Origin of the sequence: Chryseobacterium sp. SIMBA_029 (genome assembly GCF_046535275.1) — a bacterium.
In the GTDB taxonomy this organism is placed as follows: Bacteria; Bacteroidota; Bacteroidia; order Flavobacteriales; family Weeksellaceae; genus Chryseobacterium.
The window spans coordinates 1-24,388 of record NZ_JAWRXA010000020.1 but is presented as its reverse complement, the minus strand read 5'-3'; the positions used below and the strand labels follow the sequence as shown (position 1 = coordinate 24,388).

Genomic DNA, 24,388 nt, shown 5'->3' with positions numbered 1-24,388 from the left:
CGCTTGACATACTGGGTTTCTAAATGTTCTTCCATAACGATTCTTTTTTTGTGTATCGATATTTCAGGACTAGACATCACTATGAATATAAAAAACCTCAGGATACGTCCTGAGGTTTTAATTGTGATATCGTATAAAACTAATATAAGTGTTCTATCCGTGAAGTTTTTTCCAGATTGCATCCTTCAGTTCCATTAGGTTCTCTCCGGTTACACCAGAGAAAAATATAGGCTGCTTGTTTTCAGGAAATTCTGCGGAAATTTCTTTTTTAAGTTCATCATCCAAAAGGTCGGATTTTGAAATAGAAACGATATAATCTTTATCCATCAGCTCCGGATTGTATTCTTTCAATTCATTTTCCAGAATTTTAAACTCCTGGAAATGATCTTCAGAATCCGCCGGAATGAGGAATAATAAAATAGAGTTTCTTTCAATATGTCTTAAAAAACGGTGTCCAAGACCTTTACCTTCTGCAGCTCCTTCAATGATTCCCGGAATATCAGCCATTACAAAAGATTTGTAATTTCTGTAATCCACGATTCCTAAATTGGGAGTTAGTGTCGTAAATGCATAATTGGCAATTTTAGGTTTCGCCGCAGATACGGACGCCAGAAGAGTAGATTTTCCGGCATTAGGAAATCCTACCAAACCAACATCAGCAAGAATTTTAAGCTCGAAAACTACAAAGCCTTCCTGACCATCCATTCCAGGCTGTGCATATCTTGGGGTCTGATTGGTAGAAGATTTAAAATGCTCGTTACCCATTCCTCCTTTTCCTCCTTCCATCAGGATAATTTCCTGTCCGTCTTCAAGGATCTCACCGATCACTTCACCCTCTTCATTTTTAGCAATGGTTCCAATCGGAACATTGATGTATACATCTTCTCCGTAAGCTCCTGTTAACTGATTTTTTGCTCCGTTCTGACCACGTTCAGCTTTAATGTGACGCGTGTAACGTAAGGGAAGTAAAGTCCATTCATGAGCATTTCCTCTCATGATAACGTGTCCGCCTCGTCCTCCGTCACCACCGTCAGGTCCCCCTTTGGGTATATATTTTTCACGACGTAAGTGAGCAGAACCTGCACCACCATGGCCACTTTTACAATGAATCTTTACGTAATCTACAAAATTTGACATTTAATAAATGTTATGAGTTATGAATTATGAGCTATGAATTTAAAAATGAACCTATGACTCATCACTCATAACTATTAATTATTTTATTTTTTCTACTTCGGCAAAAAGCTTTTCGGAAATTTCGTTAATTCCGCCAACACCGTTTACCTCGATATATTTTCCTTGTTGTTTGTAAAGCTCAGCTACTTCAGCTGTCTTTGCATAATATTCTTTTATTCTGTTTTGGATGATCTCCTCGTTGCTGTCATCAGTTCTTCCGCTTGTTTCACCTCTTTTAAGAAGTCTTTCCACTAAGATCTGATCATCTACAATTAATGAAAGACAAATGTCGATCTTATCATTCAGTTCCTCTTTTACAATTCTTTCCAACGCTTCTGTCTGAGCAACAGTTCTAGGGTATCCGTCGAAGATAAAACCATTGGTATCCGTTGGTTTTCTCAATTCGTCAATCAGCATATCTGTTGTTACCTGATCCGGAACCAATTCTCCCTTATCGATATATGATTTTGCTAATTTCCCAAGTTCAGTATCATTCTTCATGTTGAACCTGAAAAGATCACCGGTTGAAACCTGCTTCAAGTTGAATTTTTCAATTAGATTTTGAGCTTGTGTACCTTTTCCACTTCCTGGAGGGCCGAACAGAACTATGTTTATCATAATGTTGATTCGCTTTTAGCAATGGGCGGATGGGCTTCTTGCTCTTAGCTTTTTTAGTTAGTATTTACTTTTTATTAAGGTATAATTTTTAAAAGCTAATAGCTAATAGCTAAAAGCCAGTAGCAATTGTTAGTGGTTGATCTGTCCTTCTTCTAACTGATACAAATTAGGAAGGTTTCTTCCCAACTCATCATAATCTAACCCATAACCAAGAACAAATTTGTTCGGAATTTCAAGACCGATATAATCCAGTTTGAAATCTTTCTTATACACTTCAGGTTTCAATAAGAAAGAAGCCAGTTTTACAGATTTCGGACGTTGTGTTTCCTTGAAATATTTGAAAAGGCTCTCCACTGTATTTCCAGTATCAACGATGTCTTCTACAATGATGATGTGACGGTCTTTTACGTCTTTCGTTAATTCCATTTTCTGGTAAACGATTCCTGTAGATTCAGTTCCTGAATAAGAACTCATTTGGATGAAGGCAATCTCGCAGTTTCCCGGGTAATGCTTCAAAAGATCCGAGAAGAACATGATCACTCCGTTCAAAACACCAATGAAAACGGGAACTTCATCTTTATAATCTTCGTAAATTTTTAAAGCGGTTGCTTTTACGATTTCCTGAATTTCGGCGTCCTCCAGATAAGGAACGAAAGTTTTGTCGTGAATTTGAATACTGTCCATAAAAATTTTTAGTAGTTGGCAAAGTTACGGATTTTTGATTAAAATATTTTCCTGATTGTTTCACATTCATGAAACATGATAGATTATGTTTTCCTAAAATTTATTTTACCACATCATATAATAGTTGAATTAAGATTTTTTTGTTATCGTTAATAGAAAAATATCCGGTAATCAAGACGGTGAAACCGGCGGAGAATTGAAAATTTTTAAGTATAAAAACGAAATTACTATCTTTGCAACACCAAACACCAAACACCAAACACCAAACACCAAACACCAAACACCAAACACCAAACACCAAACACCAAATACCAAACACCAAACATGTAGGATCCAAATTTCTTTCCGCTGTACTCAAAACAATAACCTCGTAGCCGTAGTTATTGATGTTTAACTATCATACAGAAAGAAATCATGCTTTTTCTACACAACATATCCTATAGGTTTCCTAACAGGGACCTTCTTTTTAATCATATTCATATAACGATACCTTCCCAAACAAAATCGGCTTTGGTTGGAAGCAATGGTATGGGGAAATCTACACTGCTTAAACTTATCGCACGAGAAATAGAACCCTTAAGCGGAACCATCAACCGTCAGGGTGACTTATATTACGTTCCGCAAATGTTCGGAAACTTTAATCATATGTCCGTTGCAGCCTGTTTACAAATTGATAAGAAACTCGATGCGCTCGAAAACATCACGAATGGAGAAGTTGATGAAAAGTATTTTGAAATATTAAATGATGACTGGACCATCGAAGAACGCAGTCAGGAAGCCTTAATGTATTGGAAACTTGAAGGTTTAGACTTACATCAAAAATTAGAAACCTTAAGTGGAGGGCAGAAAACTAAAGTTTTTCTTGCCGGAATTCAGATCAATCAGCCGGATGTTATACTGTTGGACGAACCTACGAACCATCTGGATCTGGAAGGCCGAAACCTGCTTTATAATTATATTGAAAAAACGAGTGCAACTGTTGTGATCGTAAGCCATGACAGAACTTTGCTGAATTTGGCAGATACTATTTTTGAACTCAGTAATCAGGGAGTTTCAACCTATGGTGGAAACTATGATTTTTACGTCGGACAGAAAGAAATTGAAAAAGAGGCTTTACATAATGACATCCATTCTAAAGAACGCGCTCTGAAAAAAGCAAAGGAAAAAGAGCGTGAGACCCTCGAAAAAAAGCAGAAACTGGATGCACGAGGTAAAAATAAACAGGAGAAATCAGGAGTAGCAAGGATTATGATGAATACCCTGCGTAATAATGCTGAAAAAAACACTTCAAAACTGAGAAATATTCATGCAGAAAAAATCGAGGGTATTTCAGGGGATCTCCGTGAACTTCGTTCCTCAGTAAGAAATTCCGACCAGATGAAAGTTAATTTTAATGACTCCGGTCTTCATACCGGGAAAATACTCATTATTGCAGAAGAAATTAATTATCAATATGATGAAAAGTTATTATGGAAGAACAATCTTAATCTTGAAATCAGAAGCGGTGAAAGAATTTCAATCAAAGGATCAAACGGTTCCGGTAAAACTACTTTGATCCGATTGCTGCTGGGAAATATACGGCCGGATACCGGAACGATAACGAAGGCAGATTGTACGACCATTTATATCGATCAGGAATATTCATTGATCAACAGATCTCTGACCGTCTATGAATTTGCCCAAACGTTTAATGATGAAGCGATGCCGGAATTTGAAATAAAGACATTATTAGCCCGTTTTTTATTCGGAAAAGAAACCTGGGACAAAAAGTGTGAAGTATTGAGCGGCGGTGAACGCCTGAGGCTTCTTCTATGTGGACTTTCTATCAGTAATAAAGCTCCGGATATAATTATTCTTGATGAACCGACGAATAATTTAGACCTGCAAAACGTGGAAATTTTAACAGATTCCATTAAAGAATATCAGGGAACCCTGCTCGTGATTTCTCATGACCAAACCTTTTTGCATGAGATTGATGTGGAAAGGGAAGTCGTACTTTAAGCTGACCTAAATCTGTAGAGCTCAACAGTTCAAACCTTATAGTTTTTTACATCTATAAGGTTTTATTTTAACCTAATAGTCAAAGTGAAGGTCATAATTTTTTACTGATCCATTGATAGATCTCATTCAAGACCTCTTCTCTGATCTCTTCATTCAGTATTTCATGCCGCATGTTTGGATATAATTTCACACTCACTTCCTGAAAATGGTCATCTTTTAAATGATTTACCGTTTCCATAACTCCTTTTCCGAAATTTCCGATAGGATCATTCTGTCCGCTTATCAATAGGAGCGGTAACGATTTAGGAATTGTGTCTGCCCAGTTTCTGGCCGTTGCTTTTTTATAAATTTTGAATAAGGCGTAAAATGCATTGTTGGTAAAGGGAGCTCCGCAAAGCGGATCTTCAGAAAACGCATTTCTGTTGGCAGGGTTCAGGCTCAGCCAGCTGGTATCACTGAAATCAGTATCCTTTTTAAAATGGCTGTTATTAACTGTATTAAAAAGAGTATTGAAAAAAGTTTTTGAGTGTGGTGCGATGGTATTGGCTAATGAAAAATAAGCATTTAATAAACTAAGTCCCGTCAGTGATCCTCCAGTTCCTGTAATGATCGCTCCTGCAAATTGATTTCCAATTCTTTGAAGCACGCAACGCGTAATAAAAGATCCCATAGAATGGCCAAGGATAAAGTGAGGAACATCGGGATGCTGTTCCATAATGTAATTGCTCATCATGATGGCATCATTAATCAGTCTTTCATCCGGTTTGCTCTTCTGGAAAAATCCGATATCTTTTTTCTCCTTGACGGATTTTCCATGTCCCAGATGATCATAAGTGAGTACAGCCAATCCATGACCTGCAAAATAGTCTGCTATTGCTGCATATCTGCCGCTATGTTCCTGCATCCCATGAACAATCAACAGCGTGGCTTTTACAGAGACAGCATCAGGAGTAAATATAGTGTAGAAAAGCTTGGGCTGATCATTGCTGTTTTTTGGAAGGTAACCGGATTTTTGTAGTGATTTCATGGGATTGTATTAGGTGTTGTATAGGACGATTAAAGATACAAAATTAATACACTTCCTATTCATCTAATCTTGATGAAATATCCATTTGCTGATGAAGAATTCTGATAATTTCAATGTCTTCATTTTTACTATTGATCCTGTAGAATATAAAATGAGATTTTACTCTTGAACGGAAATAGCCTTTCCTGATTTCACTATAATTTTTTCCAGATTTTGGATTTTCAGATAAATATTCAATTTCATTCATAAGCAAATCGAAATAATGATCTGCCTGTTTGAGTGACCATGTTTCAAAGGTATAGAGCCAGATTTTTTCTAAGTCATTTAATGCTTCTTTGGTGATTTTGTAGTTCATTATTCAGTAGAATATTTCTCATGAATATTTTTAAGAAATTCTTTACGGTCAAAATGTTCAACAAAACCGGATTTTTCACCTTGCTTTAATTCGTTGATTAATTCTGTTTTCTTAGATTCTTCATGTTCGAACATTCTTAAGGCCGTTCTTATCACTTCGCTTGCAGAAGAAAATTTCCCGGACTTAACCTGTTGATTAATAAAATTATCAAAATAATCTCCTAATAGAATGGAAGTATTTTTTGCCATCTTGTTAATTTTAAATCAAAGATACCAATTTTTGGTATTTAATCAAAAAAACTAAACTAAGTTATTGAATAGTATTTCTTTATATTCATTTAGAGAATAATTGTTTTCTTTATCAAGCTCCATTAAAAAATAAACATAACTTTCGTCACTTGTTGCTAAATAATTTATTGATTGTTTTAACAAGATTAGATCGATGAGATGATGTAATTGATGATTAAATTTTTGAGTTAGATTTCTTTTCATAAAAATTCTGCTTTTTGAAATAGGGAAAATATAATCATCTTCATATACTTTAATGTCATTGCTTTTACTAAAAATTATTGGAGAATCAGAGCAAATTGATGGTAGTTCTCTTGGTCGACCAAATATGTGATATTGTGTTCTACAATTAAATCCACGAATAGAATCTAGTAACGAATTATAAAGCTTATATGTTTTGTAAAATTCAGGTTCATTTTTATACTTTTCACTTAATTCTTCATTGTGATTACCATTTTCATCAATGATTGTAAGACCCAATTCTTTTAATTTATATTTTTTAATATAATCTTGAAGAATATTTTTATTAAATGGAGATCTCCAATAAGTTTGGCTTACAAAATTATTAAGATAAGGCATATCTGTTTCACTAACGCCAAATCTGTTTTCAAAAGTGTTAGAGTTAATGACTTGAAAAATTTTAGCAGTACTGTTGTCAACTTTTTCATAAAATTTTTCCATGAAATCATCTTCACCAAAATCTGTCATAATAGTATTGTCCTTAAGAATATAAAAATGAGAAGAAGGCGAAAAAAGTTTTCCTTTTTGCTTGAATTCTTCTGTTTTTACATTGAAGATTTTAAATTGTTCATTTTCACTTGCAAAACCTTTAAGATAAAATACTGGTAAAAAATGATGTTTTTGAGATTGGCTCATTTGGATAGTTGTAATAAATCAAATATAGTGATGATAAAGTGAAATATTATTATCATTTCTACTCATCCAAAATAAAATTCCTTTCAAATTTGGTCACCCTATTTTTTAAAAGTAATTTTGCATGAATCTAAAAATAAAAGTAAAATATGTCAACTTACGTAGTTGTAGGTCTTCAATACGGAGATGAAGGTAAAGGAAAAATAACAGATGTTTTATCAGCTAAATCGGATTACGTAGTACGTTTCCAGGGAGGTGATAACGCTGGCCACACTGTCTATGTGGGTGAAGAAAAATTTGTTCTGCATCTTCTTCCTTCAGGAGTTCTGCAGTGTAAAGGGAAGTGTATCATTGCGAATGGAGTAGTGGTAAATCCTAAATCTTTCATTAAGGAAGTCAACCAGATCGAAAGCAAAGGATTAAGAACGGACCACATTTTTATCAGCAGAAGAGCGCATGTCATCATGCCTTACCACATTCTTTTGGATACTTACCGTGAAGAAGAGCACGGAGGAACTCAGATCGGAACGACTAAAAAAGGAATCGGACCTTGCTATGAAGATAAGATCGCAAGAATCGGTATCAGAATGGTAGACCTTCTGAATCCTGAAATTTTAAGAGATAAAATTGAGAAAAACCTTAAGGTTAAAAACTCTCTTTTTGAAAAATACTACGGAAAACCAACATTGGATGTAGAAGAAATTTATAACGAATTTTTAGCTATTGGAAAGCAGCTTCAGGACAGAATCGTAGATACAGAAGTTGAATTGAACGAAGCTATCAGAGATGGTAAAAACGTTTTATTCGAAGGAGCTCAGGCATTAATGCTTGATATCGATTTCGGAACTTACCCGTACGTTACTTCATCTTCCCCTTCTACAGGAGGAGTGTGTACCGGAGCAGGAGTACCTCCAACATCCCTTCAAAACCTTATCGGTGTTGCAAAAGCATACTGTACAAGAGTAGGAAACGGACCTTTCCCATCTGAATTGGATAATGAATTAGGAGAAAGCATCAGACAGATTGGTGGTGAATTCGGAGCAACTACAGGAAGACCTAGAAGAACAGGTTGGTTAGACCTTGTTTCTTTAAAGCATGCTTGTATGATCAATGGAATCAATAACCTGGTAATTACGAAATTAGACGTTCTTACAGGTATTGAAAACCTTAAAATCGTTACCCATTACAAAACGGAAGACGGAAAAATCATCGATTATTTCACTTCATCAACAGAAAAACTATATAACTACGAGCCTATCTATCAGGATCTTCCAGGTTGGACTGACGATCTTACTCAGGTAAGAAGCTATGATGAACTTCCGGATACGGCTCAGAAATATATCGAGTTTATCGAGCAATATTTAGGAATCAACGTATACTTGGTATCTGTAGGCCCGGAAAGAAGCCAGAATATTATCAGAAAAGAATTATTCTAAAAACGTTAGAATTAATAATACAGAAGAGACTGCCCGTAAGGGCGGTCTCTTTTTTTGATTAATAATTTTCACCTTAAATAACTCGGGGCTTTATGTATTGCATGGTGATTTTTAATTAAAAAAAATATTCTTCACAAATAGCTGTATAAGTCATTTACATACAGTATTTTACTTTTTCATGAATGCTTATTTTAACATATTATTATAGTTTTATTTGAATTGATGAGATTTTAATAATTTTTTGGCAGAAATTTTGATATCCATTTAAAGCTTATTGATGATAACAGATCAAAGCAATAATTACCGTTTTAACAGTTTAAATATTTTTATAGTGATGAAGTACCTACAAAACAATCAGGAATTTCGATTTAATGAAGTTCTTTTCGAAAACCGCAACAAAGCGTATGGAGCCTATGCATTAAGAAATGAATCAGACAGAATATTAACAAAGTCCCTTTTTGTAGGGATAGGTTTATTGGCTGCTATTTCAATAACCCCGTTAATTATCTCAGCATTTAGAAGTGATGCGCCAGTGGAAATACCTACAAATGACCCACCACTAGTTTTTAAATTAGATAAGGTTGACAGACCGGATACTCCGCCAGTAAAAGTGGATGTCGTAAAACCTGTCTCTCCTCCTAATACAAAACAGTATAACAGTTCTGTTGCAACCCCTACAAGAAATGCAGTAGAACCAGCAAAGCAAGATAAACCTGATGATGCGGTTCCTGGTTTAGTAAATAATCTTAAAGGCGATCCTGCGCCTCCTCAAACTTATACTCCTGCACCTCCTGTTATTGGAACAGGGCATCCTGCTCCTTATGTGGCGCCACCGGTGATAAAAGATGCTGGAAACACGATTGCAAGTCCTGGAGAATTGAGTCAGGAAGCCAGCTATGGCGGCGGAATTGATTCATTCAGAAAAAAAGTAATGGATAATTTTGACGGTTCCGGTTTTGAAGGAAGCGGCGATACCATGAAAACCGTTATTACCTTTGTGGTAGAGAAAGACGGAACAATTTCCGGAATCAAGGCTAACGGTAGTGATGCTTCGTTTAACAATGAAGCGATAAGAACGATCAAATCCATCAGAGGAGCCTGGAAGCCTGCAAAAAATAAACAGGGAGAACCCGTAAGAAGTTATTTCAAATTTCCGGTTTCCATGAGATTTGAATAATCAGTAATAAAACAAATTTTAGATAGTTATCCACAAAGAATGATTTTTTGTGGATAATTTTTTTTATTGTTAAAATGCTTATTAACAATATTTTAACTCAATTTTGATTTTCATCGTTCATCCAGAGCAAAGAAAAAAGTGTATTTTTGAAGCTTAAAGTTCTAATAATGGCAAAAATCATAGGTATCGCTAATCAAAAAGGAGGAGTTGGAAAAACAACAACAGCTGTAAATTTAGCTGCGGCATTAGGGGTATTAGAGAAAAAAATACTGATCATTGATGCTGATCCTCAGGCTAATGCAACTTCCGGTCTTGGAGTTGAAGATGTTCAGTATTCTACATACAATCTGCTTGAACACAGTGTGGAAACCAGAACATGTATTAAAAGAACAACCACACCCAATTTGGATATTGTTCCTTCTCATATTGATTTGGTAGCAGCAGAAATTGAATTGGTTGATAAAGAAGACCGTGAGTACATGCTGAAAAAAGCATTGGCCAGCGTAAGAGACGACTATGACTATATTATCATCGACTGTGCACCGAGTTTAGGTCTTATTACAGTAAATGCCCTTACTGCGGCGGATTCTGTGATTATCCCGATCCAGTGTGAGTACTTTGCATTGGAAGGATTAGGAAAACTTTTGAATACCATTAAAAATGTTCAGAAAATCCACAATAAAGACTTGGATATTGAAGGACTTCTTTTGACCATGTACGACAGCAGATTGAGATTATCCAATCAGGTAGTGGAAGAAGTAAATGCACACTTCCCGGAAATGGTTTTTGAAACCATTATCAGCAGAAATGTACGATTAAGTGAAGCACCAAGCTTTGGGGAAAGTATTCTGAATTATGATGCCGAAAGCAAAGGTGCAGTTCAGTACATCCAGTTGGCAGAAGAAGTGTTGCTAAGGAATGAAAATTTAGTAAAGAATTAAATTAATAATAAATGGACGGTAAGTGAGTCTGACTATTTCAAAAACTGATTTCGCTTACTTAATTATCATTTATCAATTATATCTATGAAGGACAAAAAAAGAGTTATGGGGCGCGGTTTAGGCGCGATTTTAAGTGCTGAATCCAAAGCGAGTATCAATTCTGCTACCGATGAGGGGGCAGACAAATTTGTGGGGAATATCGTAGAAGTAGCACTTGAAGATATTTATCCCAATCCTACTCAGCCAAGGACTTATTTTGATGAAAAAGCATTAAACGAACTTGCACAGTCAATCAAGAACTTAGGAATGATCCAGCCGATTACCCTAAGAAAAGATGGCGAAAAGTTTGAAATCATATCAGGGGAAAGACGTTACAGAGCGAGTAAAATTGCTGGTTTAACAGCTATTCCTGCTTATATACGTTTAGTGAATGATCAGGAGCTTCTTGAGATGGCTCTTGTTGAAAATATTCAGAGAGAAGATCTTGATGCGATTGAGATTGCATTGACGTATCAGAGACTTTTGGATGAAATTGGTCTGACGCAGGAGAATCTTAGCCACAGAGTAGGAAAAGACAGAAGTACGATCACCAATTCCATCAGATTGTTAAGATTAAGCCCCGATATTCAGAATGCTATCAGAAGCGGAGAAATTTCTGCAGGACACGGCAGAGCGATTATCAGTCTTGACAATGAAGAGCTGCAACAGATTTTATTTGACAGAATTATTAAAGAACATCTGAATGTGCGCCAGACGGAACAGGTTTCTATGGCTCTGAAAAATCCTAAATCACCTGCCGCCAAAAAAGAAAAAGTAGAGCTTTCAAACAATTATAAAAGAGTACAGAAGACGATCTCTGATATCCTTGATGTAAAGGTGGAGATCAAATCCTCTGGAAACGGTAAAAAAGGTAAGATTGTTCTGGACTTCAAAAATGAAGACGAACTGGAATATATCCTGTCTCATATTAAACAATGAAAAAAATAGTTTTCATCCTTTTCTTGTGCATTGTTGCATCCGCATATTCACAAGTCAGTCCCAATGATACCATTCGGATGGTTAAACCTTCGAAAGACAGTGTGTCATTGGTTAAACCGGCGAAAACGAAATCTACAGTAGTTGACGATCTGGAGAAAGCAAACGGACCCACCAAAAAGACACTTAAGTTAAATCCTACAAAAGCAGGATTGTATTCTGCAGTACTTCCCGGATTAGGTCAGTTTTACAATAAAAAATACTGGAAAATTCCTATCGTTTGGGGAGCAGTAGGAGCAGGAGTGGGAATTGCCGCATGGAATGATAAGCAATACAAGAAGTACAGAGAATATTATGTAGCCAAACTGAACGGAACGCCCAACGAATTCGTTGACAGCCATCCATGGTTAGATAAAAAAGCATTGGGGAATGCGCAGGACAGATCAAAAAGGCAGCGGGATTATGCCATTGCAATTACTGGTCTGATCTATATTCTGAATATTGTAGATGCGGTAGTAGATGCCCACCTGTATGAAAGCCGCCACGATCCGGATCTTACATTCAGCCCTACGGTCATTCAGGACCAATATGGCTTTACCCCTCCAAAAACAGGATTGAGTTTAAGCTATAAATTTTAATACATCAGTTTGCAGTCAATAAAGATGCAAGCAGATTAAAAATAATACAATACCACATGAAAATAGCATTAGTTGGATACGGTAAAATGGGTAAAATCATTGATGAGATTGCTCAAAAAAGAGGACATGAAGTAGTTGCCCGGCTGAAAGAAACCCCAACTGCTGACAATCTGAATAATCCGGATGTTGTTATCGAATTTTCGCTGCCGGAAGTAGCTTTTGATAACATAAAGGCCTGTCTGGAAAACAACATTCCTGTGATCTCCGGAACCACGGGATGGCTTGAGAAAAAAGCTGAAATAGAAAAAATTGCTGTAGATAATGATACGGCATTTTTATATGGTTCAAATTTTAGTTTAGGAGTCAATTTATTTTTTGCTTTAAACGAAAAGTTAGCCGATCTTATGAAAAACGTAGATGAATATTCATGCCAGTTGGAAGAAATTCATCATGTTCACAAAAAAGATGCACCCAGCGGTACCGCAATTTCCATTGCAGAAGGAATCATCAAAAATAATCCTAAATTTGAAGCATGGAAACTGGAAGAAACACAAGGTAAAGAACTTGGAATTTTTGCAGTTCGTGAAGATGAAGTTCCCGGTACCCACAGTGTTTTCTACAGAAGCGAGGTCGATGAAATAGAAATAAAACATACTGCTTTCAACAGAGATGGATTCGCACTGGGAGCTGTTGTGGCAGCAGAATGGATCAAAGACAAAAAAGGAAACTTTGGAATGAAAGACGTTTTAGGTCTTTAAGTTTGTAACAAATCTACCAAATCATAAACTAATTAAAGAAATTGCTCAACACAAATTCAATTAGAATAGGCACAGAAAATTTATGAATTATTTTTTAACTTACGCAGTATACGTTCTCATTTTATCCGTATTAATGGGAGTTTCAACTTGGAAGCTGTTCAAGAAAATGGGGTACAATCCTTTATTGGCATTTGTACCTTTCTACAATTACTTCATTATTTTAAAGGAGACCAAACATCCTAAATGGTGGGCAATTTTATCATATATGCCGATTGTTGGGCCTATTATGATGTCTGTTTTCCATATTTATTTAATGAAAAAATTTGGAAAGCATTTATTTCAGCATCAGCTGCTGACGGTTATTCTTCCATTTATCTATATGGCGACCGTTAATTATTCAAAAGATGTGGAGTTAGAAGACGAAGCAGCCAACGAATTATTCATGATGGATGAAGAGAAAAATGAAAAGAAAAAAGATTCTTTTATAGGTTCTATTACTTTTGCTGTTGTTTTCGCAACCATTATCCACGTTTTTGTAACGCAGCCTTTCGGAATTCCAACGGGATCCATGGAAAGAACGCTTTTAGTGGGTGATTTCCTTTTTGTAAACAAATGGAGCTACGGATACAGACTTCCCATGCGTCCCGTATCAATACCTTTCCTTCAGGGAACTATTTTTGACGCAGGAGAAAAAGGGAATCCTAAAGATGATCCGAAATCATATGTAGACGGTATTAAATTACCTTATGCCAGAATTCTACAGTTTAATAAACCTCAGAAAAATGATGTAGTTGTTTTCAACTATCCTCAGGATTCTGTGCACACTGCAATCGATAGAAAAGACCCTTACGTTAAAAGATGTGTTGCTGTTGCAGGAGATACTTTTGAAATGAGAGCTGGTAGACTGTTTGTTAACGGAAAGCCGGAAACCGTATTGGGAGATCAGGAGGTACAGCATGCTTATACTGTTAATACAGGAAGTCAGTTAGATATTCCAGGTTTGTATAATACTTACGGATTCTTACCGGTAAGAGAAATGCAGAACGAAAAAAGCGGTGGGTTTGTTTATTTGTTCCAGGGACTTACAGATAAAACGGCAAAAGAGATTAAAACTTTGCCGGGCGTACTGAGCATGGAGGAAAATATTTATCCTAAAGATTCTGCTACGATTTCATATAAATTAAATGCTGATAAAACAGCTTATACAAAAAGTATTGATACCACTCAATCTACCTTCCCTATCAATAAACCTTGGAATCAGGATTGGTACGGTCCGTTGAAAATTCCTAAAAAAGGTGATGTTGTTACTATTGATAAGGAATCTCTTCCGATGTATCAGTGGGTAATTTCTAAATACGAACACAATACATTAGAAAACAAAAACGGAAAAATTTTCATTAATGGAAAAGAAACCAATCAGTATACAATCCAACAGGATTATTATATGATGATTGGAGACAACAGAGATGCTTCTCTTGATGCAAGATTCTTTGGTTTTGTTCCTGAAGAAAATATCGTTGGAAAACCAATGTTTACATGGATGAGTGTACAGGGAGTTTTTTCTGATGCTAGTTCAACATATCAGGCTCCTAAAAAAATCCGTTGGGATAGAATGTTTAAAGCAACCAATACCGGGGATGCCAACAAAGCCTCTTACTGGTGGGTAGCAGCAATGATCCTTATTCTTTTCTTTGGATGGGAATATTTTATGAAACTATTTGCAAAGAAAAAAACAGAAGACGATTTATAAAATCAAAATAAATTAGAAATAAAATGAAGTATTTGAAAGAATGCTTCATTTTTGTATTATGAATATGAAGAATGTATTATTACCGGTATTCTATTTACCGCCGATTTCATGGTTTTCGGTATTCCTTGATGCTGAAAATGAGGTTGTATTTGAGCAATTCGAAAGCTTTCCTAAACAGACGTATAGAAGCAGAACGAATATTTATGGTGCCAACGGCAAACTTTCACTGATCATCCCAATTAATCATAACGGTAAAAGGGAATTTAAAGACATTGAGATTTCCTATAGTGAAGACTGGAGAAGCATTCACTGGAAATCTATCAAAACAGCTTACCAAAGTTCTCCTTATTTCGAATATTATGAAGATAAATTAAAGAAAATCTTTGAATTGAAAGAAAAATATTTATTGGATTTCAATATTAAAGCTTTGGAAATTATCAAACAGATCTTAAAGGCAGAAAAGGCACAGTCTTTGAATGAAGAATATATCAAAAATCCTGATGCTGTTAATTTTAGAGAAAAATTTTCTGCAAAACGTCCTTCAGAATTTGAAATGGAAGAATATTATCAGACATTCACTGATAAATTGGGATTTTTAGCTGACTTGTCGATTGTGGATCTTATTTGTAACAAAGGACCGGAATCGATGACTTATATAAGAAATATTAAATATTCATACTAAACATGAAATCGCTGTTCATGAAATTTTCTGAAATTAAATGAATGAAATTGCGATTGTGTATGACCTTAAAAAAATAAATATCAACATATGAAAAAGGTATTATTAGCTGCTGTTTTTTTAGCAGGTTTTAGTTTCTCTTATGCTCAGGAAGCACAAGCGAAAACCATTGATCCGAATGAGGATAAAGATTTGATGACCTGGTATCACAAAGATTTTTCTACAACAAAAGTATATGGTGTAAATACAGAAAACGCATATAAATATTTAGAATCCAAAGGATTAAAGCCAGCTACCGTTGTGGTAGGGGTTTTAGACAGCGGAGTACAGGTAGACCATCCGGGATTGGTGAAAAATGTTTGGACCAATCCAAATGAAGTTCCCAATAATGGTAAAGATGATGACGGAAACGGATATATCGATGATGTACACGGATGGAATTTTATCGGAGGTAAAAATGGAGATGTAGATGTTGACAACATGGAAGTAACAAGGGTTGTTGCCAAATACAAACCTGTTTTTGAAGGCGATGATTCTACAAAAAACAAAGCCAATCAAGCTAAAATGCCTGAAGAATTTGCCATGTATATGAAATCTAAGGATCTTTTCAGCAAAAAGAGCATAGATGCTAAGCAAAGTCTTCAAACCTATACGATGATCACTGATCTGATTCCTAATATGGTAAAACTGTTAGGAGGAAAATCAGTAACACCCGAAACCATTGCAGCAATTAAAGCTCCAACTGAGCAGAAAGATGCTGTTGCATTAAGTATTTTGACTCAGGTTTCTCAAAGCCCTGAATTTAAAGGAAAATCTCCTGCTGATTTTGAAAAGCTGATGAGAGAGCAGATGAAAGAAGCAGTTGATCATTTTGCACCTATGGCTAAGCAGTATGACGTTAACTATGATACCAGAAAAGAAATTGTAGGAGACAACTATGATGACTATTCTGAAAAGAATTATGGAAATAACCATTATGAAGGACCGGATGCTGAACACGGAACACACGTTGCCGGGATCATCGCAGGACTTCCGCAAGGGAAAGTAGTTCAGTATGGGGTAGCTTCCAAAGTGGCTAAGATTATGTCTGTAAGAACTGTTCCAAATGGTGATGAAAGAGATAAAGATGTAGCTAATGCGATCCGATATGCAGTAGATAATGGTGCCAAAGTATTAAACATGAGCTTTGGTAAACCGGTATCACCAGGTAAAAATGTAGTTTGGGATGCTTTCAAATATGCAGAAGATAAAAATGTATTGTTGGTAAAAGCAGCCGGTAACGAAAACGAAGATGTTGCGGAACATTTGGCATATCCTACCAATTTTAAAAACATTACAGATGATAAACCGTTTGTAAATAACGTGTTGGTAGTAGGAGCAAGCACGAACAGAAATAATGAATTGAGAGCAAGTTTCTCCAACTTTAATAAGAAAATGGTCAATGTTTTCGCTCCGGGAGAAGAAATTTATTCTACAGTTCCTAAAAACGAATACAGATACCTTCAGGGGACTTCAATGGCTTCACCGGTAGTGGCAGGTGCCGCGGCAGTTTTACTGGCTTATATGCCTAATCTGAAACCTTATCAGGTAATTGAAGCATTGGTGAAATCGAGCAACCCGAATACAGAGAACCAATTTGGTGATTTTTCTCAGGCTGGAGGTGTGATTGATGTAAAGAAGGCTGCTGAATATGCTTATGCCAATTTTTATAACGGTAAATCTTCAGGAAATACAAAGCCTGCGAAATCCGTAAAAAAGACTGTTAAAAAATAATATATCTCCCTGTATTTAAGGAGTAACCACATAAAGTCCGGATTTTCCGGACTTTTTTTATTTTTATTTTTCAATTTTGGCACGGTTTTTTGTAACTTTATAATAACAAAATAATAAACAACAAAATGAAAAAGTTACTACTTGCTGGAATGTTGGGGTCAACACTTTTTGCAGTGTCTTGTTCCTCAGTTAAAAAAGCAGAAACATCTCAAAACCAAAAATCAGACTTTTTACAATTAAAAGGAGATTGGGAAATTGTAAGCATTGATTACGATAAAGGATATAAAATTAAGCCTTTTGACGAAGGTGCTGATGCACAATGTTTTGTAGGAAGCCATTGGAGATTAATTCCAAACAACTACACAGGAGCCTACACATTAAGCGGTGGAGGAGCTTGTCCGGCATTTACACAGCCTATCAAATTTGAAGTGAAAAACGGAAGCAGCTTTATGTTTAAAAAAATTGCAGACGGTACAAAAGCGAAACAGAATACAGTAGGATATTCTTTAAATATTATCAATCAGGCTAAAGATCAGTTTTCGCTTGAGCAAAATGTTCCATTCGAAGGAAACACAATAAGAGTTGTGTATAATTTCCAGAGAGCAGGAATGAAATAATTTATAAACATAAAAGATTAAAAAAATGAAATTTAATAAATCATACGTAGGAGCTCTATTCTTGTCATCAGCATTGTTGCTGACAAGTTGTGAAGCAGTTCAGAATTCAAACCACCAACAGAGAGGTACAGCAGCAGGTGTTGCGTCCGGAGCTGTATTGGGAGGTATCTTAGGAAATAACGTCGGTAAAGGAGGAAATGGAGCATTAGGTGCTGTGTTAGGAGGTATTATCGGTGGTGTTGCAGGTAATGTTATCGGTAACAAAATGGATAAACAGGCTAAAGAAATTAAAGAAACGTTGCCAGGTGCTGAAGTAGAAAGAGTAGGAGACGGTATTAAAGTTACCATGAGCGAAAGTATTGTAAACTTTGATTTTGACTCTTCAAACCTCAGACCTACATCAGTTACCAATTTAGATAAACTGGCTCAGGTGCTTACTAATAACCCTGATACTAATATTAATGTTTACGGACATACAGATAGCAAAGGTGCGGATGACTACAACATGAAACTTTCACAAAGAAGAGCAGATGCTGTAAAGTCTTATCTGGTTTCTAAAGGAATTGCTTCAAGCAGGTTATTTACAAAAGGAGAAGGAGAAACTATGCCAGTGGCAAGTAACGATACTGATGAAGGAAGAGCTAAAAACAGAAGAGTAGAATTTGCCATCACAGCAAACGAGAAAATGATTAATGATGCTAAACAAGGGCAGTAATTAATTTAATATATAAATATTTTCAGAAAAGACCGCCTCGGCGGTTTTTTTTGTATTTTTAGGCTATAAATTTTGAATTGTTTATTTTTGCAAATGAAACAACATAAATGAAGAAATATCTTAAGCTGCTCCGAGTGGAGCAATGGGTCAAGAACCTATTCGTATTCGTCCCTCTGTTCTTTTCCGGAAATATCAAAAATCTGGATTTACTTACGAAAAGCATCTTTGCTTTTATCATTTTTTCCCTGGCTGCAAGTGTCGTTTATATCTTAAATGACTATAATGATATTGAGGCCGACAGACAGCACCCTGAAAAAAGAAGGAGACCGCTGGCAAGTGGAGCTATATCAAAATCAAAAGCAATATCCATTCTTATAGGACTTATTGTAGTAGATATTGCTCTATTTTTCTGGGCCCAGATGTATTTTCATCAGAACTTATGGAAATTCGGGGCTATCATAAGCTTTTATTTTGTGATGAACCTTGCTTATACATTCAAGCTTAAACATGTTCCTATCATTGATATCTTTATCATTGCCACAGGATTTGTATTGAGAGTGTTATCCGGAGGTTACATCACCGGAATCAGTATCTCACAATGGGCAATTTTACTGACTTTTGTACTGGCACTGGTCCTGGCGATCGGAAAAAGAAGAGGCGAGCTCATTAATGCACAGGTCTCCGGAAAAACAAGAAAAGCACTGGATGGATATAATGTTCAGTTTGCAGATATTACACTTTCTATTTCCGTAACATTGGCTATTATATGTTATTTAATGTTTACATTATCTCCTGAAGTACAGGCAAGATTTCATGAAAGAGTTTTCTATACCGTAATTTTTGTGGTGTTTGCTTTTTTAAGATATCTACAGCAGACGCTGGTGTACAACAGAACAGAATCCCCTACAAAAATTGTCTATCGCGACAGATACATACAAGTTACTCTTTTATTATGGGTAGCTACATTCTTAATTCAAATTTACTTTAAAAAATGAAGCCGAATTTTACACAAAAAGTTACTAACTGGGGCAATTTCCCGGTAGTAGAAAAGGAGATGAGGTCTGAGGACAGCTTCAAAAAAATAAGAGAATTTGTACTCAATCATAATGAAGTTATCGCAAGAGGAAATGGAAGATGCTATGGAGATGCTTCTCTGGGAGAACATATATTTTCTACCAAAAAACTTAATAAATTTATCAGTTTTGACCGTTTGAACGGGGTTATAGAATGTGAATCGGGCGTATTGCTTTCGGATGTGCTTGAAATTTCAGTTCCTCAGGGATATTTCCTGTATGTAACACCCGGAACCAAATTTATTTCTGTAGGCGGTGCGATTGCATCAGATGTTCACGGTAAAAACCACCATGCAGAAGGCTGCTTTTCGGAATATGTCATCGAGTTTAAATTGATGACAGAAAGAGGAGAGATCATCACTTGTTCTAGAGAAGAGAATTCAGCTCAGTTTTGGGCTACTATCGGAGGAATGGGGCTTACAGGGATTATTCTTACCGCAAAGTTTAAACTTAAAAATATAGAATCTGCTTATATCCGTCAGGAAAGTATTAAAGCAGAAAATTTGGATGAAATTTTCAGACTGTTTGATGAAAGTGAAAGCTGGACATACACGGTTGCGTGGATCGACTGCCTTCAGAAAGGGAAAAATATAGGAAGAAGTATTTTAATGAGAGGAGAGCATGCTTTTCAACATGAACTTCCTCAAAATATGAATAAAAATCCATTAAGACTGAAGAAAAAGTTGCAGCCTACGGTTCCTTTTTATTTTCCAAATTTTGTACTGAATAACCTTACAGTCAAGATATTCAACTTATTGTATTATAAGAAACAGTCTAAGAAAGAGGTGAAGAATTTCATTGATTATGAAACCTTCTTTTATCCTTTGGACGCTATCTCCGACTGGAACAAGATCTACGGGAAATCAGGCTTTATACAATATCAGATGGTTATTCCTAAAGAAGCAGGAAAAGAAGGAATGAAAAAAATCCTTGAAACTATTGCCAATAGCGGAAATGGTTCATTTTTAGCCGTTTTAAAACTTTTTGGAAAAAACAATCCGGAGGCTTACAATTCGTTTCCGGTAGAAGGATATACGCTGGCTCTTGATTTTAAAGTCAATTCCAAATTGAAAAAACTGGTTGGAAAACTGGATGATATTGTGCAGCAGTTTGGCGGAAGAATCTATCTTACCAAAGACAGCATGAGTAAATCATCTTTAACCAATTACCTGAAAAATATTCAAAATTCTAAATTTGTGTCTTTACAGCACAAAAGAATCATAAACAATAATTCATAATGATAGTTCTGGGAAGTACATCTGAAGTAGCACAGGCTTTTGTCGAAAAAATGCTGGAAGAAGGCGAGAAATTTGAAAAAATTTATCTTTTTACCTCAAATAAAGAAACCACTGAAAGGTTCGCAAGACATATCGATGTAAAATTTCTGCAACAGTCCAGAGTCATTGAACTGGACCTGCTGAAAGAAATTGATTATACACAATTTGAAAATGTCAATTCAAATGTCTTATTTTGTGCTACGGGATATTTAGGCGAAGGTACTGAGGAAAGTTTGTATGATCATAAAAATACCGAGCGTATTATTAATATCAATTACGCAAAGCTGGTACCGGTCATGAACTATTTTGCTCAGAAATTTGAAAGCAGACGGTCCGGAACCATTATCGGATTATCATCCGTTGCGGGAGATAGGGGAAGACAGAGTAATTTTATTTACGGAAGTGCAAAAGCGGCATTTACAGCCTATCTAAGCGGTTTAAGAAATTACCTTTTTGAGAAAAAAGTACATGTTCTTACCGTAAAACCTGGATTTATGGCTACTAAAATGACTGAAGGGCTTCCATTAAATCCGAAGCTGACTGCAACTCCAAAACAGGCGGCGGCATGCATTTATAAAGCATTTAAAAAGCAGAAAAATGTGGCGTATGTGTTACCAATTTGGGGGATTATTATGATGATTATCAGGAATATTCCTGAATTTATATTCAAAAAATTAAAGCTTTAATTAAAATGAAAAAATTGTATTGTTTTGATTTTGACGGAACCTTAACCTACAAGGATACGATGTTCCTGTACCTTAAATTCTATGATTCTACCAAATTCAGAATACAATTTTTAAGACATGTTCCACTTTTTATTTTACTAAAATTAAAGCTTGCTGATACCGAAAAAGTGAAAAAGAGCTTTATCGGATCCATTCTAAAAGGCCAGACTGAAGAAAAGATTCAATCGAAATCCAAACAGTTCTTTGAACATCACTATCCAAAGATCGTGAGGGAAAATGCCCTGGACTTTATTAAAAATATCGATAGGAATAATACACAAAGCTTATTGGTTACCGCTTCATTAGACATCTGGGTAAAACCCTTTGCTGATGAACTTAAAATGGAGCTCGTTTCTACGCGTGCAGAGTTTAAAAACGGGGTTTTTACAGGGAATTTCATCGGTAAAAACTGCAACGGAAAGGAAAAATTAGAGCGGATCAAAAAAGAAATAAGCAATTCAAAATACGATAAAATAATCGCTTTCGGGGATACTTCCGGCGACAGACAAATGCTGAAATGGGCAAATGAAGGTCATTATCAATTTTTTCACTAATTTTGGGTGGTAAAAATGTAAAAATGAAAAGACTGCTTATCTTCTGTTCTGCAATTCTAATGAGTTGCACCAGTACTACAGCGCAAAAATCATCAGACATGCAAAAACACGGCGAACTTTTGGTCTCCGAGTCGCAAGGCGGCATGGATAAGACAGGATTTAAGGTGATTAAAAACGAACAGGAATTCCGCACCGCAATCAAAGGAAATAACTTTACCATTGTAGAAGCGGGAAAAGAGCCTGATGTACATTACCCGGAGTTTCCAAAAGACAAAAAAGTGATTTTGTATCATTTGGGAAGTTTCAGATCGGGTGATCACAGAATTACTCAAATAAAAAGTATTTCCGTACTCAATAACGTGCTGTATGTAGAAGTTCCTTTTCAGGAATCAGGCGGCATGGAAATTCAGATGATGTCAAGCCCTTGGTTTATGTTTGCTGTTCCTGCAGACTATCAGTTCACCTCAGTAGAATTAAAATATTCAAAATAAAAATGGATAAAATATATTTAGATAACGCCGCAACAACACCCATTTCAGAAGAAGTTATTGATGCGATGGTTGCGACCATGAAGATGAATTTTGGGAATCCTTCCTCAACTCACAGCTTTGGACAGGAGGCGAAGATTCTTATTGAAAATGTAAGAAGACAGGTTGCAGATTATCTTCACGTAAGTCCTGCTGAGATTATCTTCACTTCTTGCGGAACAGAATCTAATAACATGATTATTAAATCAAGTGTTGAGCATCTTGGTATAGAAAGAATCATCAGTTCTCCCTTGGAACATAAATGTGTTTCCGAGAGTATTCTGGATATGAAAAGTAGAAAAGGAGTGGAGGTGAGCTACATCCGTCCTAATGAAAAAGGAGATATTGATCTTGATGCATTGGAAAAATTACTGAAGGCTTCCGATAAGAAAACATTAGTAAGTCTGATGCATGCTAATAATGAGATTGGAAATATTACAGATATTAAAAAGATATCCGCATTGTGCAAAGCCAATAATGCGCTGTTCCATTCGGATACGGTGCAGACAATGGCTCATATGAATTTGGATTTTTCTGATATTCTTGTGGATTTTGCCTCTTGCAGCGGACACAAATTTCACGGACCGAAAGGAGTGGGGTTTGCATTCATCAGAAAATCAAGCGGCTTAAAAGGAATTATCACCGGGGGTCCTCAGGAAAGAAGTTTAAGAGCAGGAACAGAAAATGTTGCCGGTATCGTTGGACTTGGAAAAGCACTGGAACTTTCTCTGAAAAATATGGAAGCATATACTGAGCATATGCAGACCATTAAAGAATATGCTATTGAACAATTATCGGCAGCAATTTCCGGAATTAAGTTCAATGGAAGAAGTGCGGAGAAAGAAAATAGTCTTTACACAGTTTTAAGCGCTTTATTGCCTTATAAGAACCCTTTAATCGGGCTTCAGCTGGATATGAAAGGGATTGCAATCTCTCAGGGGAGTGCGTGCTCTTCCGGGGCTTCTAAACCTTCGATGGTAATGATGATGGTATTATCAGAAGACGAAATGGATGAATGTACTCCATTACGTATCTCATTCAGCCATATGACGACCAAAGCTGATATTGATGCGCTGGCCAATGCCCTGAAAGAAATTTCAAGCGATTTTACTATAGAAAAAACAAATGTTGAGCATAGATAGTCTTATTACTTAAAAATTGTAATTTTGAATATCCAATTAGACATTGAAAAAGAATATAATATTAATTTAAATAAAAGAAACAAAATGGCTTTAGAAATTACGGATAGCTCATTTCAGGAAACGGTTTTAAAATCAGATAAACCTGTATTAGTAGACTTTTGGGCAGTATGGTGCGGACCTTGCAGAACGTTGGGACCAATCATCGAGGAAGTAGCAAATGATTTTGAAGGAAAAGCAGTCGTAGGAAAGGTAGATGTAGACAACAATCAGGAAATTTCTATGCAGTATGGTATCAGAAATATCCCTACAGTTCTAATATTTAAGAACGGTGAGGTGGTTGATAAATTAGTTGGTGTAACTCCAAAAGAGGTGATCGCTGAAAAATTAAGCGCACACTTGTAAAAAAATAAGTTTGATAATGAACGCCTTCCGCTTTTGGGAGGCTTTTTTTTGCTAAATAATTTGCAGGTAACGAAAAAAGGTGTAATTTTGCAATCACAAAAAAGAAACAAGTTCTTTAAACAAACAGAAAATGATCCGGTAGTTCAGCTGGTTAGAATGCCGCCCTGTCACGGCGGAGGTCGCGGGTTCGAGTCCCGTCCGGATCGCA

The 24,388-nt window shown here is 36.0% G+C and carries 26 protein-coding genes and 1 tRNA gene; 20 read left to right on the top strand and 7 right to left on the bottom strand.

Features of this window, described 5'->3' with window-relative positions; all coding sequences use genetic code 11:
- Positions 1-153: 153 nt before the first annotated feature.
- The 3 genes from obgE to hpt all read right to left on the bottom strand — a co-directional run bounded on the left by obgE (position 154) and on the right by hpt (position 2,478).
- Positions 154-1,137: a GTPase ObgE gene (obgE, locus tag SB679_RS22925; RefSeq protein ID WP_317741355.1), complete on the bottom strand. Its 984-nt coding sequence runs from the start codon at positions 1,135-1,137 to the stop codon at positions 154-156.
- Between the two features lie 78 nt (positions 1,138-1,215).
- The gene (locus SB679_RS22920; protein WP_410704610.1) at positions 1,216-1,794 is read right to left on the bottom strand and encodes an adenylate kinase; all 579 of its coding nucleotides are present in this window, start codon (positions 1,792-1,794) and stop codon (positions 1,216-1,218) included.
- Between the two features lie 129 nt (positions 1,795-1,923).
- A complete protein-coding gene (hpt, locus tag SB679_RS22915; RefSeq protein ID WP_410704609.1) occupies positions 1,924-2,478 on the bottom strand; it encodes a hypoxanthine phosphoribosyltransferase in 555 nt (184 codons plus the stop codon).
- A gap of 414 nt (positions 2,479-2,892) precedes the next feature.
- On the opposite strand from hpt, the gene abc-f reads away from it, so the two are divergent.
- Positions 2,893-4,479, top strand: coding sequence for a ribosomal protection-like ABC-F family protein (gene abc-f / locus SB679_RS22910; RefSeq protein WP_410704608.1), 1,587 nt, complete (start codon positions 2,893-2,895; stop codon positions 4,477-4,479).
- 91 nt (positions 4,480-4,570) lie between these two features.
- On the opposite strand, the gene SB679_RS22905 is transcribed toward abc-f, so the two are convergent.
- The 4 genes from SB679_RS22905 to SB679_RS22890 are packed head-to-tail and all read right to left on the bottom strand — an operon-like array spanning position 4,571 to position 7,024.
- The gene (locus tag SB679_RS22905; protein WP_410704607.1) at positions 4,571-5,506 is read right to left on the bottom strand and encodes an alpha/beta fold hydrolase; all 936 of its coding nucleotides are present in this window, start codon (positions 5,504-5,506) and stop codon (positions 4,571-4,573) included.
- 55 nt (positions 5,507-5,561) lie between these two features.
- Positions 5,562-5,861: a type II toxin-antitoxin system RelE/ParE family toxin gene (locus tag SB679_RS22900; protein ID WP_410704606.1), complete on the bottom strand. Its 300-nt coding sequence runs from the start codon at positions 5,859-5,861 to the stop codon at positions 5,562-5,564.
- Entirely contained in the window at positions 5,861-6,109 is a 249-nt protein-coding gene (locus SB679_RS22895; protein ID WP_410704605.1) for a type II toxin-antitoxin system ParD family antitoxin, read from the bottom strand. The genes SB679_RS22900 and SB679_RS22895 overlap by 1 nt, the downstream gene beginning before the upstream one ends.
- Before the next feature lie 51 nt (positions 6,110-6,160).
- Entirely contained in the window at positions 6,161-7,024 is an 864-nt protein-coding gene (locus SB679_RS22890; RefSeq protein ID WP_410704604.1) for a DUF4238 domain-containing protein, read from the bottom strand.
- 146 nt (positions 7,025-7,170) lie between these two features.
- Here SB679_RS22890 and SB679_RS22885 point away from each other — a divergent pair, with 146 nt between their 5' ends.
- The 19 genes from SB679_RS22885 (at position 7,171) to SB679_RS22795 (ending at position 24,386) form a co-directional block, all read left to right on the top strand.
- Positions 7,171-8,457, top strand: a complete 1,287-nt coding sequence (locus tag SB679_RS22885) for an adenylosuccinate synthase (protein WP_410704603.1) — start codon at positions 7,171-7,173, stop codon at positions 8,455-8,457.
- A 331-nt stretch (positions 8,458-8,788) separates the two neighbouring features.
- Positions 8,789-9,634 carry an energy transducer TonB gene (locus tag SB679_RS22880; protein WP_410704602.1) on the top strand — a complete coding sequence of 282 codons (846 nt, stop codon included), beginning with the start codon at positions 8,789-8,791 and terminating at the stop codon, positions 9,632-9,634.
- 167 nt (positions 9,635-9,801) lie between these two features.
- Positions 9,802-10,575, top strand: coding sequence for a ParA family protein (locus SB679_RS22875; RefSeq protein WP_034711070.1), 774 nt, complete (start codon positions 9,802-9,804; stop codon positions 10,573-10,575).
- An 84-nt stretch (positions 10,576-10,659) separates the two neighbouring features.
- Positions 10,660-11,553, top strand: a complete 894-nt coding sequence (locus tag SB679_RS22870; RefSeq protein ID WP_410704601.1) for a ParB/RepB/Spo0J family partition protein — start codon at positions 10,660-10,662, stop codon at positions 11,551-11,553.
- On the top strand, positions 11,550-12,188 hold the full coding sequence (locus tag SB679_RS22865) for a DUF5683 domain-containing protein (protein ID WP_410704600.1): 639 nt from the start codon (positions 11,550-11,552) through the stop codon (positions 12,186-12,188). The genes SB679_RS22870 and SB679_RS22865 overlap by 4 nt, the downstream gene beginning before the upstream one ends.
- 56 nt (positions 12,189-12,244) lie before the next feature.
- Positions 12,245-12,946, top strand: a complete 702-nt coding sequence (dapB, locus tag SB679_RS22860; RefSeq protein ID WP_410704599.1) for a 4-hydroxy-tetrahydrodipicolinate reductase — start codon at positions 12,245-12,247, stop codon at positions 12,944-12,946.
- Positions 12,947-13,028: 82 nt separating this feature from the next.
- Positions 13,029-14,696: a signal peptidase I gene (gene lepB, locus SB679_RS22855; protein WP_410704598.1), complete on the top strand. Its 1,668-nt coding sequence runs from the start codon at positions 13,029-13,031 to the stop codon at positions 14,694-14,696.
- A gap of 58 nt (positions 14,697-14,754) precedes the next feature.
- Positions 14,755-15,378, top strand: coding sequence for a WbqC family protein (locus tag SB679_RS22850; protein ID WP_410704597.1), 624 nt, complete (start codon positions 14,755-14,757; stop codon positions 15,376-15,378).
- 87 nt (positions 15,379-15,465) lie between these two features.
- Positions 15,466-17,148, top strand: a complete 1,683-nt coding sequence (locus SB679_RS22845) for a S8 family serine peptidase (protein WP_410704596.1) — start codon at positions 15,466-15,468, stop codon at positions 17,146-17,148.
- Between the two features lie 125 nt (positions 17,149-17,273).
- Positions 17,274-17,765: a lipocalin family protein gene (locus tag SB679_RS22840; protein ID WP_034710686.1), complete on the top strand. Its 492-nt coding sequence runs from the start codon at positions 17,274-17,276 to the stop codon at positions 17,763-17,765.
- Positions 17,766-17,790: 25 nt separating this feature from the next.
- Positions 17,791-18,480, top strand: coding sequence for an OmpA family protein (locus SB679_RS22835; protein ID WP_410704595.1), 690 nt, complete (start codon positions 17,791-17,793; stop codon positions 18,478-18,480).
- A 107-nt stretch (positions 18,481-18,587) separates the two neighbouring features.
- On the top strand, positions 18,588-19,475 hold the full coding sequence (locus SB679_RS22830) for a decaprenyl-phosphate phosphoribosyltransferase (RefSeq protein WP_410704594.1): 888 nt from the start codon (positions 18,588-18,590) through the stop codon (positions 19,473-19,475).
- Entirely contained in the window at positions 19,472-20,791 is a 1,320-nt protein-coding gene (locus tag SB679_RS22825) for an FAD-binding protein (protein ID WP_410704593.1), read from the top strand. Before SB679_RS22830 ends, SB679_RS22825 begins: the two co-directional genes overlap by 4 nt.
- On the top strand, positions 20,791-21,516 hold the full coding sequence (locus SB679_RS22820; protein WP_410704592.1) for an SDR family NAD(P)-dependent oxidoreductase: 726 nt from the start codon (positions 20,791-20,793) through the stop codon (positions 21,514-21,516). Before SB679_RS22825 ends, SB679_RS22820 begins: the two co-directional genes overlap by 1 nt.
- A gap of 5 nt (positions 21,517-21,521) precedes the next feature.
- Entirely contained in the window at positions 21,522-22,109 is a 588-nt protein-coding gene (locus SB679_RS22815) for an HAD family hydrolase (protein ID WP_410704591.1), read from the top strand.
- A 23-nt stretch (positions 22,110-22,132) separates the two neighbouring features.
- Positions 22,133-22,600: a hypothetical protein gene (locus SB679_RS22810; RefSeq protein ID WP_410704590.1), complete on the top strand. Its 468-nt coding sequence runs from the start codon at positions 22,133-22,135 to the stop codon at positions 22,598-22,600.
- A gap of 2 nt (positions 22,601-22,602) precedes the next feature.
- On the top strand, positions 22,603-23,778 hold the full coding sequence (locus SB679_RS22805; protein ID WP_410704589.1) for a cysteine desulfurase family protein: 1,176 nt from the start codon (positions 22,603-22,605) through the stop codon (positions 23,776-23,778).
- An 84-nt stretch (positions 23,779-23,862) separates the two neighbouring features.
- Positions 23,863-24,180, top strand: a complete 318-nt coding sequence (gene trxA, locus SB679_RS22800; protein ID WP_034710707.1) for a thioredoxin — start codon at positions 23,863-23,865, stop codon at positions 24,178-24,180.
- 132 nt (positions 24,181-24,312) lie between these two features.
- Positions 24,313-24,386 (top strand) — tRNA-Asp (locus tag SB679_RS22795).
- The last annotated feature ends 2 nt before the right edge of the window (positions 24,387-24,388 follow it).